General features: G+C 41.6%; 14 protein-coding genes. All 14 read right to left on the reverse strand.

What is annotated here, in order from left to right; genetic code table 11:
* Positions 1-66: 66 nt before the first annotated feature.
* The 14 genes from metG to O3798_RS02490 all read right to left on the reverse strand — a co-directional run bounded on the left by metG (position 67) and on the right by O3798_RS02490 (position 18,525).
* Entirely contained in the window at positions 67-2,172 is a 2,106-nt protein-coding gene (gene metG, locus O3798_RS02425) for a methionine--tRNA ligase (RefSeq protein WP_371463004.1), read from the reverse strand.
* Between the two features lie 458 nt (positions 2,173-2,630).
* Positions 2,631-3,893, reverse strand: a complete 1,263-nt coding sequence (locus tag O3798_RS02430) for a nucleobase:cation symporter-2 family protein (protein ID WP_371463008.1) — start codon at positions 3,891-3,893, stop codon at positions 2,631-2,633.
* The gene (locus tag O3798_RS02435; protein ID WP_371463010.1) at positions 3,893-4,474 is read right to left on the reverse strand and encodes a xanthine phosphoribosyltransferase; all 582 of its coding nucleotides are present in this window, start codon (positions 4,472-4,474) and stop codon (positions 3,893-3,895) included. The genes O3798_RS02430 and O3798_RS02435 overlap by 1 nt, the downstream gene beginning before the upstream one ends.
* Before the next feature lie 251 nt (positions 4,475-4,725).
* Complete coding sequence (locus O3798_RS02440; RefSeq protein WP_371463012.1) at positions 4,726-6,498, reverse strand: Ig-like domain-containing protein; 1,773 nt, start codon at positions 6,496-6,498, stop codon at positions 4,726-4,728.
* Positions 6,488-6,973 carry a GtrA family protein gene (locus O3798_RS02445; protein ID WP_371463014.1) on the reverse strand — a complete coding sequence of 162 codons (486 nt, stop codon included), beginning with the start codon at positions 6,971-6,973 and terminating at the stop codon, positions 6,488-6,490. The genes O3798_RS02440 and O3798_RS02445 overlap by 11 nt, the downstream gene beginning before the upstream one ends.
* A 121-nt stretch (positions 6,974-7,094) precedes the next feature.
* Positions 7,095-7,712, reverse strand: a complete 618-nt coding sequence (gene rpoE, locus O3798_RS02450) for a DNA-directed RNA polymerase subunit delta (RefSeq protein ID WP_371463016.1) — start codon at positions 7,710-7,712, stop codon at positions 7,095-7,097.
* A gap of 77 nt (positions 7,713-7,789) precedes the next feature.
* Positions 7,790-8,209: a DUF1934 domain-containing protein gene (locus O3798_RS02455; protein ID WP_371463018.1), complete on the reverse strand. Its 420-nt coding sequence runs from the start codon at positions 8,207-8,209 to the stop codon at positions 7,790-7,792.
* A gap of 374 nt (positions 8,210-8,583) precedes the next feature.
* Positions 8,584-10,014: an Asp-tRNA(Asn)/Glu-tRNA(Gln) amidotransferase subunit GatB gene (gatB, locus tag O3798_RS02460; protein WP_048713615.1), complete on the reverse strand. Its 1,431-nt coding sequence runs from the start codon at positions 10,012-10,014 to the stop codon at positions 8,584-8,586.
* Between the two features lie 14 nt (positions 10,015-10,028).
* Entirely contained in the window at positions 10,029-11,486 is a 1,458-nt protein-coding gene (gene gatA / locus O3798_RS02465; protein ID WP_371463020.1) for an Asp-tRNA(Asn)/Glu-tRNA(Gln) amidotransferase subunit GatA, read from the reverse strand.
* The gene (gene gatC, locus O3798_RS02470) at positions 11,483-11,791 is read right to left on the reverse strand and encodes an Asp-tRNA(Asn)/Glu-tRNA(Gln) amidotransferase subunit GatC (protein ID WP_048713625.1); all 309 of its coding nucleotides are present in this window, start codon (positions 11,789-11,791) and stop codon (positions 11,483-11,485) included. Before gatC ends, gatA begins: the two co-directional genes overlap by 4 nt.
* A gap of 65 nt (positions 11,792-11,856) precedes the next feature.
* On the reverse strand, positions 11,857-12,984 hold the full coding sequence (locus O3798_RS02475; protein WP_175814475.1) for a CamS family sex pheromone protein: 1,128 nt from the start codon (positions 12,982-12,984) through the stop codon (positions 11,857-11,859).
* A gap of 12 nt (positions 12,985-12,996) precedes the next feature.
* On the reverse strand, positions 12,997-15,003 hold the full coding sequence (gene ligA / locus O3798_RS02480; protein ID WP_371463022.1) for an NAD-dependent DNA ligase LigA: 2,007 nt from the start codon (positions 15,001-15,003) through the stop codon (positions 12,997-12,999).
* Between the two features lie 3 nt (positions 15,004-15,006).
* The gene (gene pcrA / locus O3798_RS02485; protein ID WP_371463025.1) at positions 15,007-17,379 is read right to left on the reverse strand and encodes a DNA helicase PcrA; all 2,373 of its coding nucleotides are present in this window, start codon (positions 17,377-17,379) and stop codon (positions 15,007-15,009) included.
* A 21-nt stretch (positions 17,380-17,400) separates the two neighbouring features.
* Entirely contained in the window at positions 17,401-18,525 is a 1,125-nt protein-coding gene (locus O3798_RS02490; protein ID WP_371463028.1) for an ATP-grasp domain-containing protein, read from the reverse strand.
* Positions 18,526-18,532 lie beyond the last annotated feature (7 nt).

Genomic DNA, 18,532 nt, shown 5'->3' on the forward strand with positions numbered 1-18,532 from the left:
TTAAAATAGACAACCCTTCAAATGCCTTTCTTCGCATTCGAAGGGTCGCGCTCTCGTTTGATTTAATTAAGCTACTGTTGAGCCGTTTGGCATTCCGTCTGGTGCAAACACCACTTGTAGGACGCCATCTTTTTCAGCCGAAAGAATCATTCCTTGGCTGATTTGTCCGCGCATTTTACGTGGTTTCAAGTTCGCAACGATGACGACTTTCTTTCCAACGAAAATACTTGGATCTGGATACCATTCTGCGATACCAGAAAGGATTTGACGGTGACCGCCCGCATCTCCAGCGTCTAAGCGGAATTGAAGCAATTTGTCTGCCCCTTCCACTGGTCCGCATTCGATGACTTCTGCGACTTTCAATTCAATCTTATCGAAGTCGTCATATTTGATGCTTTCTTTTTCGCTTGATAGTTCCACTTCTTCTGGGTTCCAGTCTGTGTTTTCTTCTTCGACTGGCGCTCCACCCATTTTCGCTTGAATATAAGCTACTTCTTCTTCAACGTCTAAACGTGGGAAGATTGGTTGTCCTTTTTCAACCACTTTAGTTCCTTCAGGAATCACTCCAAATGTGTGTAATGAAGGGTAATCCATTAAGGCACTATCTGTAATTCCTAATTGTGCCAAGATTTCTCCTGGAGTTTCTGTTAAGAATGGTTGTAAGGCAACGGCAATGATACGTAAGCTTTCTGCTAAGTAGTTCATTGTACGTGCTAATTCTTCTTGGCGTGCTTCGTCTTTCACGGCTGCCCATGGAGTTGTTTCATCGATATATTTATTCGTACGAGAAACGAATTTCCAGATTGCTGCAAGAGCCACTGAGAATTGCATATTTTCCATTGCTTCTTCGACTTCCACGATCATCGCTTTTGAAGCATCCACTAATTCTTGGTCAAATGTGGAAACCGGTGCAGTGTGTGCAGGAATGGTTCCATCGAAATACTTATTAATCATCGCAACAGTACGATTTAATAAGTTTCCTAAGTCATTGGCTAAGTCATAGTTAATACGTTCTACGAATGATTCTGGAGTGAAGATTCCGTCAGAACCGAATGGCACTTCACGTAATAAATAGTAACGAAGTGCATCTAATCCGTAACGTTCGATTAATGTGTTAGGGTCTACGACGTTCCCTCTAGATTTAGACATTTTACCGTCTTTCATCAATAACCAGCCATGTGCGAAGATTTTCTTCGGTAATGGTAAATCTAATGCCATTAACATAATTGGCCAGTAAATCGTGTGGAAACGAACGATTTCTTTTCCGATGAAATGTACATCTGCAGGCCAGTAGCGGTTGAATAATGTTTCGTCGTCGCTACCATATCCTAGTGCTGTAATATAGTTCGATAACGCATCAATCCATACGTAAACCACGTGTTTAGGATCGTTTGGCACTGGAATTCCCCAGTCAAATGATGTACGTGATACGGCTAAGTCTTCTAAACCTGGTTTGATGAAGTTATTAATCATCTCATTTTTACGTGATTCTGGTTGAATGAAATCTGGGTGTTCTTCATAGTATTGCAATAAGCGGTCTGCGTATTTACTCATTCTGAAGAAGTAAGATTCTTCTTTAACGAGTTCTACTTCGTGTCCACTTGGCGCAACCCCACCAATCATATTTCCTTCAGCATCGCGGTATACTTCGACTAATTGAGACTCAGTGAAGTACTCTTCGTCTGATACTGAATACCAACCTTCGTATTCACCAAGATAAATGTCGCCATTGTCCACTAATTTTTGGAAAATCTTTTGGACGGCTTTTGTATGGCGTGGTTGTGTTGTACGAATGAAGTCATCGTAAGAGATGTCTAGCTTTTTCCAAAGGTCTTGAATGCCGAAAATAATTTTATCGACGAATTCAATTTCAGAAACGCCTGCTTCTTTGGCTTTTTCTTGGATTTTTTGTCCGTGTTCATCTGTTCCTGTTAAGAAGTAAGTGTCAAACCCTTGTAGTTTTTTATAGCGAATCATAGCATCGCTGGCTACAGTTGTATAGGCATGACCAATGTGTAAGTTGCCACTTGGATAGTAAATCGGTGTGGTTAAGTAAAATGTTTTCTTGTCTTCAGCCATGTTGGGAAGAGCCTCCTTGAAATTGTTTAAAGATAGGCATAGTATACCATACCTACGCGAAAAATACGAGAAGTGAAAACTAACTGAAAACATTGTGGAGGGTGAGAAATTATGCTGAGATTTAGTTGGGTGATTCTGGAGTTTTTTAGTGCTGATGATTTCTGCGAATCCTTGCGGATTCTTTTTATAATCGCTGTTACGGGGCACCGGTGCAAGCCTAGGTCTTGCACCTTCGAAGCTTCAAACGCGGAGTACGGGATTTATCCCTACTCCGCGTAGTTCACATTCGATGCGATTCCCCGTTACTGCGATTATAAAATCCGCAAGCTTCTTCGAAATCATCTATGTAGAAAGCTGGAAATCCAACTGAATTCGGTAATTTTTACCGCTACACGATGGTGTTAGTTTTGCTTCTCATAGTATTTGTGTGCATGGATAGTTTGAACAATTTCAGGAGGCTGGCCCGCTGGAGACAAGGAAACTTTAAGGGAGAAATAGAAAAAAGAGAAGGTGGGGAGACCTTCTCTTTGAATGGAGATAACGGAGTTTATTTATTTCTTCTTACGGTTGAGAATCGCGTTTAGGACGACGGCAAGGATGCTGGCCATGACGATTCCGTTTGAGAAGAACATTTTCAATTCTGTTGGGAAACTATTAAAGAGATTGCTATTGTTAAAGCCCACGCCGACCGCAATCGAAACTGCAGCGATAAGGAAATTATGCTCGTTATTAGCAAAATCCACTTTCGCCAACATTTGCATTCCTTGAAGCGCTACGAAACCAAACAGTACAATCATCGCTCCCCCGATAACAGGGTCTGGAATAATTTGTGCCAACGCACCAAATTTTGGAAGTAAACCTAGCAACACTAGGAAGCCAGCTGCGTAGTAAATTGGAAGTCTTGTCTTAATTCCTGACATTTTTACTAAACCAACGTTTTGAGAGAAGCCTGTATATGGGAATGTATTAAAAATCCCACCAAGCAAAACAGCAATCCCTTCCGCGCGGTATCCGTTACGAAGACGTGTTTCATCGATTGGATCATTTGTAATATCAGAAAGTGCTAAGTACACCCCAGTAGACTCTACCATTGAAACCATCGCAATGATACACATCATGAGGATGGAAGTCACCTCAAAGGTTGGAGCTCCAAAATAGAATGCAGTTGGAACATGTAAAAGCGGCGCTGCGCCAACAGGAGCAAAACTCACTACTCCTATCATCGTCGCAAGTACAGTTCCCACAATCAACCCAATTAAAATCGAAATCGACTTTATGAAGCCTTTTGCAAAGATATTGACTAGTAAAATAATGAGAACCGTAATGAGTGATAAGGCTAAACTTTGTGGAGTTGGATCAGAAGTATTTCCTCCCATATTTAGGATAGCCACCGGAATGAGTGATAATCCAATGGTTGTAATGACAGACCCAGTAACGATGGCTGGGAAGAATCGTGCTAGTTTGGAGAAAACACCAGAAATCAGAACGACGAAAATCCCCGATACGATAAGAGCTCCAAACATCGCTCCACTACCGTGACTTTGTCCGATAATCGATAATGGCGCCACCGATTGAAAGGCAACCCCTAACACGACCGGAAGCCCTACTCCAAAATATTTGTTCAATTGGAGTTGTAAAAAAGTGGCAATCCCGCACATGAAAATATCTGTTGAAACTAAGTACGTTAATTGTTCGCTGTTATATCCGAGAGCTTTCCCAATCATCATCGGTACAAGGATTGAACCAGAGTACATGGCTAATAAATGTTGGAGCCCAAGCACCATCGCTTTTGAGTGTTTTTCTTGTTGTTGCATTATAACTCTGCCTCCTTAAATACGACCTGTCCATTTTCAAAACGTTCTAATCGTGCTAGTGAAAAGACTGGGATGCCTGTTTCTTCTAGGAGCCCACGTCCATCTTGGAATGATTTTTCAATAACGATTCCAACGGCTTCCACTTTAGCGCCGGCTTGTTCCACAATCTCGATGAGTCCTTTTGCGGCTTGTCCATTCGCTAAGAAATCGTCGACGATAAGGACTTTATCCTGTTGTGAAAGATACTTACTTGCGATAGAGACAGTATTTGAGACTTGTTTTGTAAATGAGTAAACTTCAGCAGTGAGGATGCCTTCGTTCATCGTAATGTTCTTTGATTTCTTCGCAAAAATCATCGGAACCCCAAGTGCGCCTGCTGTATAAAGCGCTGGAGCAATTCCAGATGCTTCAATCGTTACAACCTTTGTAATACCAGCGTCCTTAAACTTATCCGCAAAGACTTTTCCAATCTCTTTCATCAAGTTCAAATCCACTTGGTGAGTCAGAAAAGAATCCACTTTAAGGATGTTTTCGCCTAAAACATAGCCATCTTTTAGAATACGTTCTTCTAATGTTTTCATAAGTCCTCCTTAAAAATAATCGACAGAAATAAATGCAACTCCAACTCGGTTCAAAAACCGTACATTCTTAAACCATTTGTTAGGATAGTTATGATTTTACTGTTTTTATTTTGAAAAAGCAACTGTTTAACGTGTTGTTTTGTATAATTTTACGAACAATATACACAACTTACATCGTAACGTTCATTTTTAGAGATAAGAACACAAAAAACGAGCAGGAAAACCTGCTCGTCTAAAATTTACATTTTAAATTATTTTTCTTCAGCTTTTTTATTTGTTACAAATACGATTGCACCAATTGTAGCGAAGATTGCTGATAATACCCAGTAAGCGTCACGAATTGAACCAGTGTTTGGTAATTCTGGGTTTGGAGTAGTTGTTGAAGTTTCAGAAACTGGAGGAACCACGGTAGTTGAACCAGTTGTTGAAGATGTTGTTCCTGCTTCTGTCGTTGTTGTTGTTGTTGTCGCCGGTGCTTCCGTCGTTGTTGTTGTTGTTGTTGTCGCCGGTGCTTCCGTCGTCGTTGTTGTTGTTGTCGCCGGTGCTTCCGTCGTTGTTGTTGTTGTTGTCGCCGGTGCTTCCGTCGTCGTTGTTGTTGTTGTCGCCGGTGCTTCCGTCGTCGTTGTTGTTGTTGTCGCCGGTGCTTCCGTCGTCGTTGTTGTTGTTGTCGCTTCAGTAGTTGTTGTAGTTGGTTTGTTTGAAGTATTCACAACTTTGATCACGTTTGAATCATCAATTTTCTCAACTTTTGAAGTATATCCATCAGGAGTGTTTACTTCTTCTACTGAGTACTCAATTTTCTTACCGTCTTTAATACCAGGTAAGTTCGTGAATTCTGCTTTCCAGTCTGACCCTTTTGTTAAAGTCTTAGTCATACCGTCTAATTTTTGACCATTAGCTACTAATTGAACTGTGATGTCTTTACGGTCTGCTTCGCTATCGCCAACCCATTCTTTTTGAACTGTAACTGTTGTGTCACCAGTCACCCAGAATTTCAATTCTGTGTTGTTCCAGAACGCTGGGTCTTCTTGTGGAGTTGTGATTTCGTCAGATTTCAATGTAGCGTTGTTATCTACGCGGATTGTAGTCTTAGGAATTAATGTTTGGTATTCAATGATTAATTCATCGTCTGTAGCTGTTTTAAACACATCACTTACGTCAGATAAATTCACAGTAAATCCATTACCGTCTGCATCGAACTTAACATGTTTCCAGAAATCCCAACCTGAAGCAACTACTTTTCCACCTTTTCTTAATGTGAATGATGGTTTTAAGTAAGTTCCCACAAAGAATTCACTTGCTGCATGGTTCGCAGCTGGAGCAAAAGTGATTTTAGAGTAATCTACCGCTGGAGCTTGAATACGGTCTGTTACCACTGGGTTTGTTAAAGCTTGTTTTTTGCCATCTCCGTTAATACGGATGAACCATTTAGTTAAGTAGTAGTCATCTCCGACTTTCATCCATGCATAGTTTTCAGATGCGTCTAATTTGAACTCTTTAGATACATAGTCCCCAGTAAGGTTGTATTTATTGATTACTGATTCAAATACGCCAGGACCGTCAGGACGAGTGATTACCACTGATTCTGAACCTACTTTTGAAGTAGCTGTTTTGTTGCCAGGGTTTCCTGGAGTGTTATCCCATTCCGCTTTGTATGAGAATCCACCTTTTACGTTTTGGTTCATTGATTCGATTGCTTTTTTGAAAGTAAAAGTAATCTTTTTACCTGTCATCGAAACTGTCGCCACTTCAGCGCCGTTTGCTTGTAGTGATTGTGTTGCGATTTCAGTGATATTGACACCTTCTGGAGCATCGATTGTGAAAGTGTCTCCTTCTTTAACAGATTTACCTGTTAAATCCCAGTCGAAAGAAAATGTTACCTTTTGACCAGCTGCTGTTGCTTTTAAGTTTGACACTGTTGGTGTTACTGTAGCTGCGTTCACAGGTTGCATTAACGTTAATCCTAAAATCGCCCATGCAATCATCGCAACGAAAGCTACTGTTTTCTTGAAGCTAGATTTCATTTTTTTCCTCCATTCCTTTTCTTGGCTCTGTGGCCTCATCTTGTTTGAACGCCCAAAAACGTTGTCCCACGTAATTTAATAATACAAACAACCCCATGCCAATCACGAGCGCGATATACCCTTGTAGTCTCTCTCCTGCTCCTTGGAAAAGATACAAAGCTAAAGGTTTTGCGACTCCATATGCTAAAAAGTAACATACGGATACATTAATCGCGAATCGGATGATGGATTCCTTACTTGTTTCCTTCACCTCAAACGTATATTTCTTATTAAGGAAATAACTCAAGATACTTCCGCATAAGTAATTCAACGCTGATGAAGTCCAATAATTGATATCGTAAGAAAACCATTGAAGTTGTTCTAGTATATAAAAACTGGAAAACATAATAGCCGTTCCGAACAATGTATTTATAATTCCAACGACGATAAATTTTAAGAACGTCTTATCAAATATTTTGAGTAGTTTATTTTTCAAATTTTTTCCTCCAAATTTACCCTCATCAGGTGTATTATACACCTTTTTCACAAAAAAGCACAACTTATGAATAAAAATTTTTCATAAGTTGTGCCATTATTTTTCTAACTATTTCCAAAGATTATTCTTCATCGTCTTCTTCGTCGAAGTCTTTATCTAAATCTTCGTCATCAATGATAATTAAATCTTCTTCTACACTTGTTTCGTCGACTAAGTCTTCGTCAGCACCTAGTTCGTTTAAGTCAGAGCGGTAAGCATCAATTTCGTCTTCTTCATCTACATCGTCTTCAAGATCTACATCGATATCGTCGTCTAAGTCATCGCTATCAAGCTCTTCATCATCGATAAGCTCTTCATCTTCTGGATCATCATCGTTGTAATCGATAAGATCGTCACTGCCGAACGCGTTAACTTTCTTACGTTTCTTACGAGGTTTCTTCACTTCTTCGTCTTCCATAGATGTCGCAATTTCTTCATCGATAGAATCGATTGGATACCAAGCACGTAATCCCCAACGGTTATCTCCTAGTGAGATAAAGCTTCCGTCGATATTTAAGTCTGTATAGAAGCGAGCCATACGTGATTCTAACGCTTCGTCACTTAATTCCATGTATTCTTGAATTTCTACTAATAATTGGTTGAAATCTAAAACTTCATTCTTAGCTTCTAAAATAGCATGCGCTACTTCGACCATTGATAATTCGTTTTTATTAATGCCATCGAGTTTCTTTAATTCCAATGGTTACACTTCCTTTCCTGTTCATCCTAAACAGTATAGCACAGATTCTTCATATTGTGCTACTTTAGAGAGATTTTTTATGCATTTTCTCCTATTTGTAAATGGAACGTCACAAGCGAGCTTGTAATCAGCTGTCTTTGTTGGAATAACTGGTATTCCAGAACCACTAGCATGGTTTCTTCCGTTTCTTCCACGTGTAGTTGTTTTGTCTGAATATCAAAATGCATTTGACGACCGGCACCTAATTCATAGATTCCTTTCGTCGCCTTTGTTTTATTGAATTCCATTTTACTACGCGCATCGCCTTGACGATGAAGTGTCACATGCGGCACTTCCCCTGTTGTATCCACTTCCACTTTCACACGCGTATTCGTTTCATCCTCTACATAACTAAGCACAAAACCAGAGTCTTTGCGAAGACGCGTCGCATCCGCTAGCATCCGCTGCTTCATCGTTTCTCCGCCTTGACTCAAAACCGTTTCAATCGTTAACTTCACAGTCCATCCCCCTCTCGTTTTCTTCCCTTCTCCCTTTCTGGATTTTTAGCGGGCAAGCAAACTCTGCATTGCAAACCCCTATTCTAAAAAGGTTCGTAAATTCAAAAAAGTCTTTGATGGCGGAGAATTTTCGGAACTTTTTTGGAAGGGAGAACCTTTCGGATGTTATAAAAACAGTTATGGGAATTCGTATTAAATGCGAATTAGAGGGCGTAAGGAAATTTTTCCCTACGCCCTCTTTGAGGCTTTAAAGGTGAGAGACCATAGGCTCGAACCGGTACCTCATAACAGTTTTTATAACAGCAATCCGAAAGGATTCGAACCCCAAAAAGAAGCCGAAAAATTCGTAGCCATCAAATATATATTCTTTTATTTTAGTATTTCGCTAACTCTTGTTGTAATAGTTGGTTTACAACGCCAGGGTTTGCTTTCCCTTTCGTTTGCTTCATGATTTGCCCAACTAAAAATCCAACAGCACGGTCTTTACCATTCTTGAAGTCTTCAATCGACTGTGCATTGTTCGCCAACACATCTTGAATAATCGGTAATAACTGAGCAGGATCACTCAATTGAATCATACCATGTTTTTCAACAACGCCTTTTGCCGTTCCGCCTTCTTCTGCTAATAACAAGAAGACTTTCTTCGCTAATTTCGAACTGATGGTTCCGTCTGCGATTAATTGAATCATTTCTGCTAAGCTTTCTGGCGTTAACTTCAAGTCTTTCAATTCTAATTTCTTGCTGTTCATGTGCGCTGAGATGTCACCCATTAACCAGTTTGACGCTTGTTTAGGATCGGCACCAGCCGCAACTGTTGCATCGAAGAAATCAGACATTTCTTTTGTTAACGTTAATACCATTGCATCGTATTCTGGCAAGCCAAATTCGCTCACATAACGTTCACGACGTTTGCTTGGCATTTCAGGAATTGACGCACGCACTTCTTCAATCCATTCATTTGAAATATGGAAGTTTGGTAGGTCTGGTTCTGGGAAGTAACGGTAGTCACTTGAACCTTCTTTAACACGCATTAAGATGGTTTGACCAGTCGCATCATCAAAACGACGTGTTTCTTGTAGGATTTCTCCTCCATTACGTAGAACGTTCGCTTGACGAACTTCTTCGAACGCTAACCCTTTACGTACGTTGTTAAATGAGTTTAAGTTTTTCAACTCTGTTTTTGTACCGAATTTTTCTTGACCATAAGGACGAATTGAAATGTTCGCGTCACAACGCATTGAACCTTCTTCCATCTTCACGTCAGAAACACCCGTAAACATGATGATTTGACGAAGTGCTTCAAGGTACGCATAGGCTTCTTCAGGAGAACGCATATCTGCTTCTGATACGATCTCAATCAGTGGAGTTCCTTGACGGTTTAAGTCCACATATGAGAATCCGTCTGTTCCGTGCGTATTTTTACCCGCATCTTCTTCTAAGTGGACACGTTCAATACGAATACGTTTTGTTTGTCCTTCTACTTCGATATCAATCCAGCCATCATGACCGATTGGGTAATCGAATTGAGAGATTTGGTACGCTTTTGGATTATCAGGGTAGAAATAATTTTTACGGTCAAATTTTGTATCTTGTGAAATGGTACAGTTCAACGCAAGAGCTGCACGCATCCCGAATTCTAACGCGCGTTTATTCACGACAGGAAGTACCCCTGGATATCCCCAGTCGATCACGTTTGTATTTGTATTTGGTTCAGCACCGAAATGCGCTGGTGATGGAGAGAACATTTTTGAATCAGTTTTTAATTCAACGTGGCACTCTAAACCAATAATTGTTTCAAAGTTCATGTCATTGTTCCTCCTTATAATTGTGGGCGGCGTAAGTAGTAATCATTTGCTTGTTCAAATGCATACGCTGCTTGGTAAATCGTTTTTTCTTGGAAGTAATTTCCGATTAATTGAATTCCGACTGGTAGGCCTTCGTTTGTGAAGCCAGCAGGAACTGAAATCGCTGGTAGCCCAGCTAAGTTTACAGGAACTGTTAATAAGTCTGCCATGTACATTGCGATTGGGTCGTCACTGTGTGCGCCTAATCCGAATGCGGCAGAAGTTGTTACAGGTCCTAATATTAAATCATAGTTTTCAAATACTTTTGCAAAGTCTTGTTTGATTAAAGTACGTACTTGACCCGCTTTCTTGAAGTATGCATCGTAGTAACCAGAACTTAAGCTAAATGTTCCAAGCATGATACGACGTTTTACTTCCATTCCGAACCCTTCAGAACGGCTCTTCACGTATAAATCTTCTAATGTTTCTGCTTCTGTTGAACGGTGACCGTAACGGATTCCGTCGAAACGTTGTAAGTTAGAAGAAGCTTCTGATGAAGCGATGATATAGTACGCTGGAATACCGTATTTAGAGTGAGGTAGGCTCACTTCTTCTACGATAGCCCCCATTTCGCGGTATTGGTCAGCCGCTTTTAAGACAGCTGCTTGAACTTCAGGGTCCACACCTTCCGCAAAATATTCTTTTGGTAACGCGATACGCATGCCTTTGATGTCACCTGTTAATCCTTTATGGTAAGCAGGCACTTCTTGTGGCACACTTGTTGAATCGCGGTGATCATAACCTGAAATCGCGCTTAATACTAAGGCGTTATCTTGAACGGTACGTGTAAATGGTCCGATTTGGTCTAAGCTTGACGCAAAGGCAATCAAACCGTAACGAGAAATACGACCATAAGTTGGTTTCATCCCAACAATCCCTGTGAAACTTGCAGGTTGGCGGATAGAACCACCTGTATCAGAACCAAGTGAAGCTAGTACTTCGCCTGAAGCAACCGCTGCGGCAGAACCACCTGAAGATCCACCAGGAACTTTTGTTAAGTCCCACGGATTTTTTGTTTTCTTGAAGTAAGAAGTTTCTGTTGAACCACCCATGGCAAATTCGTCCATGTTTAATTTACCAACGTTCACCGCACCTTCTGCTTTTAATAATTCCATTACGTGCGCGTCGTAAATTGGGTTGAAGTCTTCCAACATACGGCTTGAAGCAGTTGTTAAAAGATCGCGAGTGACGATATTGTCTTTAATCCCGATTGGAAGACCTTGAAGAGAAGCTTCTTCGCCGTAGCCTTTTTCATCAGCAGCGGCTGCTTGTTGCAGTGCTTCTTCTTCATTTAATGTCACGAACGCTTCTACTTTAGGTTCTAAAGCATGGATACGTTCGAATGTTTCTTTTGTTAATTCCACAGAAGTGAATTCTTTATTACGAAGGCCTTCGTGAAGCTCAACTAATGTTTTGTTTTCAATAATACTCACGCTTCACCCTCCTCGTTTTCACCCATAATTGCAGGCACTTGAATAAATCCATCTTCGCTTGTTTTCACATTACGCATTAACAAGTCGCGGTCTGTTCCTTTTTCAGCAACATCTTCACGCATCACATTCACTAATGGATATCCGTGAGTTGTGACAGGCACACCCGTTGTATCTACTTCGTTTAATTGTTCCACCATATCAATGATATCGCTCATTTGTTCTGTAAAATGAAGGATTTCATTGTCGGCAAAAGTTAGCTTTGCAAGTTTGGCAACGTGTCTAACTTCTTTTTCCTCAATGGCCATGTTTTTTCCTCGCTTTCAAAATCATTACTTTACTATTGTAAAAGGCACTTCTGCCTCCGTCAACGTTAATCAAAGATATGGTAGGTGAAGACACCTTGCGACATATCTTGCAGTAAGAACGCCTCTACTCCATTGATTGAACTGATTCGAACTTCTACCGGTGTTGTTTTCGGTAAGTATTTATTCGCAACGTCTGTTACGTGCTGTGCTAAAGCGATAATTTCTGATTCGCCATAGAATTGCGTCATGATATTCACGACCATCTTCTTAGCCACATTATCTTGATACATCACGCGAGCCGTTACTCCTGAGAGGTTCGGGAAGAAGTTTTGCACTTCTGTTCTAAAGTTTTCAAATGCTGTTGACTCTTCTGTCGCAGATTCGTTCACTAATGGAAGCACAACTACTTTTTGGTTCACGTTTGACCAGTTTGTAATCTCTGTTCCTTCTACTGAAGTTGCTTCAAGAACGTATACCCCACCGCCGATATCATCTTTAGACGTTTGACGGAACACTCCAAATACGATTGGCACAGCCTTCAATGCATCATTTTGACGCAGTCTTGTTAGGATTGTGTTGGCAATCGCTTTGGCTTGTTCGATCATCGCTTCATTTGAGATTTCTGTTTCGGCGTCTTTGCCATCGTTCGTGTAGTAATCCACACTATTCATCGCAATCCCGATACTAATCCCACCTAATTCAAAGTTGTTTTCTGTTTGAATCATGTAGTCTTGTTCGAGGATTTGCGCTAAATAAATTGGCGCACGACCTGTTGGAGACGTATCTCCGTTATCAGCAGGGTTTAACCCGTCTGGATTTTTATCACTCTTACGCGCAATCCATTTTGCAGTTGTTTCCGCATCGATGATTTGGCCTTCTCTGAAGAAGTATTGGTTCGTTGGGAACACGCTTCTTGAAAGGTCAATCAATCCTGTTTCAAAGTTCTTTAAGTTGAACCCTGTGTTTAAGCTTAATGTCGCACCGCGGTTTTGGCTCACTTCGTATTTACCATTTGTGATAAGCGCGCGGTAAAAATTGTTTGATAATTGATTTGTTGTTGATTGTACTACTTTTGTATTGGAATCTTTATTGGTATTCGTGCTAGGTTGATTCGCTCTTGTAACGTCTGCACAGGCAGCAAGCGAAATCACACTGGCTAATCCAAGTAATCCCAATCGTAATTTCTTTCTCATGTGACATCCTTTCTATGCAAGAGAATCGAGAAACTGTTGCTCACTCCAAACTTCGATACCAAGGTCATTGGCCTTCGTTAATTTACTTCCGGCAGAATGACCCGCAATCACCACGTCCGTTTTCTTAGAAACAGAACCAGTCACTTTGGCGCCAAGCGATTCGAGTTTTTCTTTTGCATCTTGTCTTGTTAATTGTTCTAAAGTCCCTGTTAATACGACCGTCTTACCGCTGAGGACGTGTCCTGAGGCAGCTGAGTCGTCTTTTGTCACTCCAAGATAGGTCATATTCACGCCACTATCTTGCAATTCTTGAATTAATTCTTGAACAGATGGTTGTTCAAAATAAGTTTTTACACTATAAGCAATAATATCACCTAAACCATCAATTTCCAACAATTGTTCAATGCTCGCCTCTTTCAAAGCTGTCATCGTTTTAAAATGTTGCGCTAATTCTTTCGCCGCCTTGGTTCCGACATGACGGATTCCAAGTCCTGTAACGAGGCGTTCCAATGAGTTTTCTTTACTCTTCTCAATTGCTTCAAGAATATTTTCTGCGCTCTTTTGTTGAATTTTATCTAACGCTAATAGCTGGTCTAGTGTTAATTGATATAAATCTGCCACATCGAGAACAAGCCCTTCTTCAAAGAGTTGCTTAATGACACGTGGCCCAATTCCACTCATATTCATCGCATTTCGTGAAACAAAGTGGCTTAACCCTTCTGTCAATTGAGCAGAACATTTTGGATTCAAGCAGCGAATCGCCACCTCTTCTTCCAAATGTTCTAATTTTGCATGACAGACCGGACAAGTCGTTGGAAACTCGTACGGCTGACTCGTTGCAGGACGTTTCTCTAAAATTACGCGTGTGACTTCTGGAATAATGTCTCCAGCCTTATGAATCACAACGGTGTCTTCTAGACGAATGTCGCGCTCCTTAATCAAGTCAATATTATGCAAGCTCGCACGGCGCACCGTCGTTCCTGCTAGTTGAACGGGATCCATCACCGCAGTTGGCGTTACAACCCCCGTACGCCCAACCGTCCACTCGATATCGCGGACAATCGTTTGCGCTTCTTCTGCCGGGAATTTATACGCAATCGCCCAACGTGGTGCTTTCACGGTAAATCCGATTTCTTCTTGAGCGGCAAAGTCATTCACCTTAATCACCATACCGTCAATTTCATATGGTAAATCTGGACGCTTCGCTGCAATCGTCTCAATGTAATTCCAGACTTCATCAATCGTTTGGCATTTTAAGCGCTCTGGATTTGTGACAAAGCCAATCTCTGCCATTTTTTCTAATAGCTCTTCTTGGGTTGAAACATTAAGTTCTTCCACACTTGGACTGCTATAAAGAAATACGGATAAGTTTCGCTTCGCCGCAATTTTTGGATCGAGCTGACGAAGACTTCCTGCCGCCGCATTTCTTGGGTTAGCAAAAACTTCGAGTCCTTCTTCTTCACGCGACTGGTTTAGTGCTACGAATGCTTTTTTCGGCATATAACATTCCCCGCGCACTTCGATATTCCAAGGTTCTTTTAGAGAAAGTGGCACAGATTTAATCGTGCGAACATTCCCTGTTACGTCTTCCCCAGTCGTTCCGTCACCACGAGTCGCTCCGAGTACGAGCTGTCCGTTTTGATACGTCAACGCGATAGAGAGTCCATCGATTTTCAATTCACACACATATTCAATCGCACGGTTCGTTAATTTACGAAGACGCGCATCGAATTCTTCCAAGTCTTCTTTTGAGAAAGCATTTGAAAGGCTGAGCATTGGATTCGTGTGCGTCACCTTCTGGAACTGGTCGAGCACTTCTCCACCCACACGCTGCGTAGGCGAATCAGGCGTCACGAATTCCGGATGTTCAACTTCAAGCGCCACTAGTTCATGATATGCCTTGTCGTACTGTGCATCGGTTGCAGTAGGCTTATCCTCCACATAATACTCATGACTCCAACGATTTAATTGTTCTTTTAGCTCTTCAATTCTTTGTTGAATCGTTGTACTCATCTTCATCCTCTATTCTTCGATTTTTTCGATTGGGGCAAAACTTGCAAGGAGTCGTTTAATCCCCATTCCTGCAAAGGCCACATCTAACTCTTGGCGGTCCCCTTCACCAGTAATGCGGACAACGGTTCCTGTTCCCCATTTTTTATGTGACACTTTCATGCCCACAGTCCATCCATCTGTTGAAGATGAACTTGCTTGTGGCTTATCCGCACGTTGAATACGCGCTGGTGTCGTTTGTTTCTTTTGTAAATAGCCACCGCCATTAGACGATTGGCTACTTGAGCGATAGCGGTCAAATAATCCTCCGCCACCTGTTGATGACGTAGACTGAGAGGTGCTACGTGCTCCATACGATGACGTTTGGCTACGCGTTCCATAAGAAGATTTCGAATCGTTCGTATAGAAACTGCTTGAGTAATACGAATCACTCACCGTTACGCCTTCTTTTTCTAATAAGCTGTCATCAATTTCTTGCATGAATCGTGACTCACGATAGTTTTGTGTCTTCCCGTAAAGAAGTCGTGAGTACGCACGGGTCATAAAGAGTTTCTTCTCAGCACGGGTAATCCCTACATATGCCAAGCGACGTTCCTCTTCTTCGCCATCTTCTTGGAGTGATCGTCCTGATGGGAAAATCCCGTCTTCCATTCCGACAAGGAACACAACCGGGAACTCAAGTCCTTTTGCCGCGTGCAAGGTCATTAAGGTGATTTGAGAAGCGCTCGTTTCTTCTTCGCTTTCCATATCTGTCACTAGTGACAAGTCTGTTAAGAATTGGACGAGTGGTGATTCTTCAGCCTCTGTATCGAGTCGTTGTTCTTCGAACTCTTTGGCTACCGATAAGAACTCACGCATGTTATCGATACGCGCATCGGCTTCCATCGTACGTGCTTGTTCAAGGGCTGTAATATACCCTGATTTTGTCATCACTTCTTCAATCAAGTCTGTTAATGTCACAAACTCTTGCATCTTCGTTAAATCGGCGATGAGTTGTGCAAAATCAGCTAATCCCTTACCTGCTTTTCCAGAAATGCCGTTTAACGGACTTCCGGCTGCTTCAAGTAGCGAGAAACTATGCATTTCGGCAAAGAGAGCGAGTTTTTCGATACTCTTATCTCCGATACCGCGTTTTGGCGCATTCACCACACGTCTGAAACTAAAGTCATCCGTTGGGTTCACTAGTAGTCGTAAATAAGCAAGAAGGTCTTTAATTTCCATGCGTTCATAGAAACGCTGGCCTCCGACCATCTTGAATGGCATATTCGCCTTTAGTAAATCTTCTTCAAGAGTACGTGACTGCGCGTTACTTCTGTAAAGCACCGCAAAATCGCTATAGTCATACCCGTCGAAGTTCACCATTTTTTGAATCGTGCTGATGACATAACGAGATTCATCATCCCCAGAAAAGGCGCAGTAATACGTGATTTTCTCACCTGCTTCATTGTCGGTCCACAATTCTTTCGGCTTACGATTCACATTATTTTCAATGACTTGGTTGGCTGCTTTTAAGATGGTCTTTGTCGAACGGTAGTTTTGCTCGAGAAGGACCACTTTGGCATCCGGATAATCTTGTTCAAATGACAAGATGTTTTCCATATCAGCCCCACGCCATCCGTAAATACTTTGGTCGGCATCCCCTACAACGCAGATGTTTTTGAATTTATCTGCAAGGAGCTTCACCAATAAGTATTGCGCGTGGTTGGTATCCTGATACTCATCCACGTGGATATAGTGGAATTGTTGTTGGTAATAATCCAACACCTCTTGATGTTCTTGGAATAATTTCACGGTCAACATGATAAGGTCATCGAAGTCTACCGTCATATTTTTTCGCATTTCTGCTTGATACTCTTTATAACATTTCGCATAAATTTGGCTCACATAGTCCAAATGGTTCTTCGCAAATGTTTCAGCATCTTCGAAATTATTTTTCGCATTACTGATGCTTGCCAACACCCCACGTGGCTCAAAGCGATCCGTATCGATATCGAGCTTTTGCATAATTCGTTTCATCGCTGAAAGTTGGTCGCCTGAATCGATAATCGTAAACGACTTGGCTAACCCGATATTCTCACAGTAACGACGAAGGATACGCACGCACATCGAGTGGAAAGTTGATACCCACATGTCTTGTGCCTGTTCTCCGACAAGTGCCGCCACACGCTCTTTCATCTCGTTGGCCGCTTTATTCGTAAACGTAATCGCTAAAATATTCCACGGTTGTACCGCTTCTTCTGCCAAAATATAGGCCATGCGGTGGGTTAACACACGCGTCTTCCCACTCCCCGCGCCAGCCATGACTAGAAGTGGCCCTTGCGTATGCATGACCGCTTCTTTTTGGCGAGGGTTCATTCCCTTAATTAAATCACTCGAATTTTTCACAACTCTGTCCTTTCGTAAAGGTTATTGAACGTTGAAAAATAAGTCTGTTACTTCAATTTCTCTGAGTAAATCCACACTTGAAGCTCCGCGTAGTCGAATCACACCAAGCACGTCAGTTGCGCGTTTTGGTGTTAATTGGAAGAACTCGAAGTCCCATTGTGGTTTCAATAACGTTAATAAACTTGCTTTTTCCATCATCGATTCGTAAATTGGCACGATGATCATTTCTTCTTTGATTTCTTTGTATTCGATTGGCAGCCCTGTTGCCACGCGCACAAGAATTTCAGACATGCTATGGCCTAAGAAGGCGCTGCTGAACTGTTGTTGCACGAGTGGTAATTGGTTAACCCCATCCACATAGAAAATACCGTTATTTCCCATCTTCACTTGAATCGAAAGAATGGTCGTTCCAGATAAATTATCCATAATCTTGAAGGCGATGCGTTTCAATTCTTGCACCCATTCTGGATTTAGTCGACGAGAAACGATACTGTATTTTAATTTACCCGTGATGTAGACATCTTCTGAAATCGGAAGGACTGTCACGCGGTCTTCGTAGTCACGTACAACGGTCACTGTAAAATGACGTTGCGCTGGGACGAAGGCTGTTAACATACATGGGCCTTCTTCTAGTTTTTCAAGAACGCGCTCTTCAAAGTCTTCATCGTAAAGCTCTAACTTTTCTTCCACGCGATTCTTCACAAGATTGCTTTCTAAGTACGCTGGAAGGCCGATACTCTGGACAATCGAAGGTAATTCGCCGACCGTTGTCACTAAGCTGTATGGTGCAAGGTTAATCGCATGCGTATCTAAGAATAATTTTTCAACTGTACGATTTTGCGAAATCTCTGCCAGTTCAAACGATTGATAATAGCGAGTTTTGCTGCTGATCTCGTAAAGCACATCGACTGGCACTAAGTTTGTTAATAATAAAACCGTGTCTACTTTTTCTGCGAAATCTAATAACGCCTCACGGTCTTTGTAAGAAGAGACGATTTCATACTCAGCCATCGAAATAGCCGCCTCGTTCGATTGGTGGTAGCAGTACACAACGTACCCCATTTTTCTTGCTTCGCGAGCGATGGATGCGACTTGCTCATCTCCACCGATAATTCCGATGATGGCTCCTGGTAATAACTGACTCATTAATATC

Source organism: Granulicatella sp. 20925_1_45, from assembly GCF_041433555.1.
GTDB lineage: Bacteria > Bacillota > Bacilli > Lactobacillales > Aerococcaceae > Granulicatella.

Excerpts from the sequence above, each read along its gene's own strand:
- O3798_RS02435 (WP_371463010.1), bottom strand. The coding sequence starts at position 4,474 with ATGAAAACATTAGAAGAACGTATTCTAAAAGATGGCTATGTTTTAGGC.
- O3798_RS02440 (WP_371463012.1), bottom strand. The coding sequence starts at position 6,498 with ATGAAATCTAGCTTCAAGAAAACAGTAGCTTTCGTTGCGATGATTGCA.
- O3798_RS02490 (WP_371463028.1), bottom strand. The coding sequence starts at position 18,525 with ATGAGTCAGTTATTACCAGGAGCCATCATCGGAATTATCGGTGGAGAT.
- O3798_RS02475 (WP_175814475.1), bottom strand. The coding sequence starts at position 12,984 with ATGAGAAAGAAATTACGATTGGGATTACTTGGATTAGCCAGTGTGATT.
- O3798_RS02430 (WP_371463008.1), bottom strand. The coding sequence starts at position 3,893 with ATGCAACAACAAGAAAAACACTCAAAAGCGATGGTGCTTGGGCTCCAA.
- gatC (WP_048713625.1), bottom strand. The coding sequence starts at position 11,791 with ATGGCCATTGAGGAAAAAGAAGTTAGACACGTTGCCAAACTTGCAAAG.
- ligA (WP_371463022.1), bottom strand. The coding sequence starts at position 15,003 with ATGAAGATGAGTACAACGATTCAACAAAGAATTGAAGAGCTAAAAGAA.
- metG (WP_371463004.1), bottom strand. The coding sequence starts at position 2,172 with ATGTTTTCAGTTAGTTTTCACTTCTCGTATTTTTCGCGTAGGTATGGT.
- gatB (WP_048713615.1), bottom strand. The coding sequence starts at position 10,014 with ATGAACTTTGAAACAATTATTGGTTTAGAGTGCCACGTTGAATTAAAA.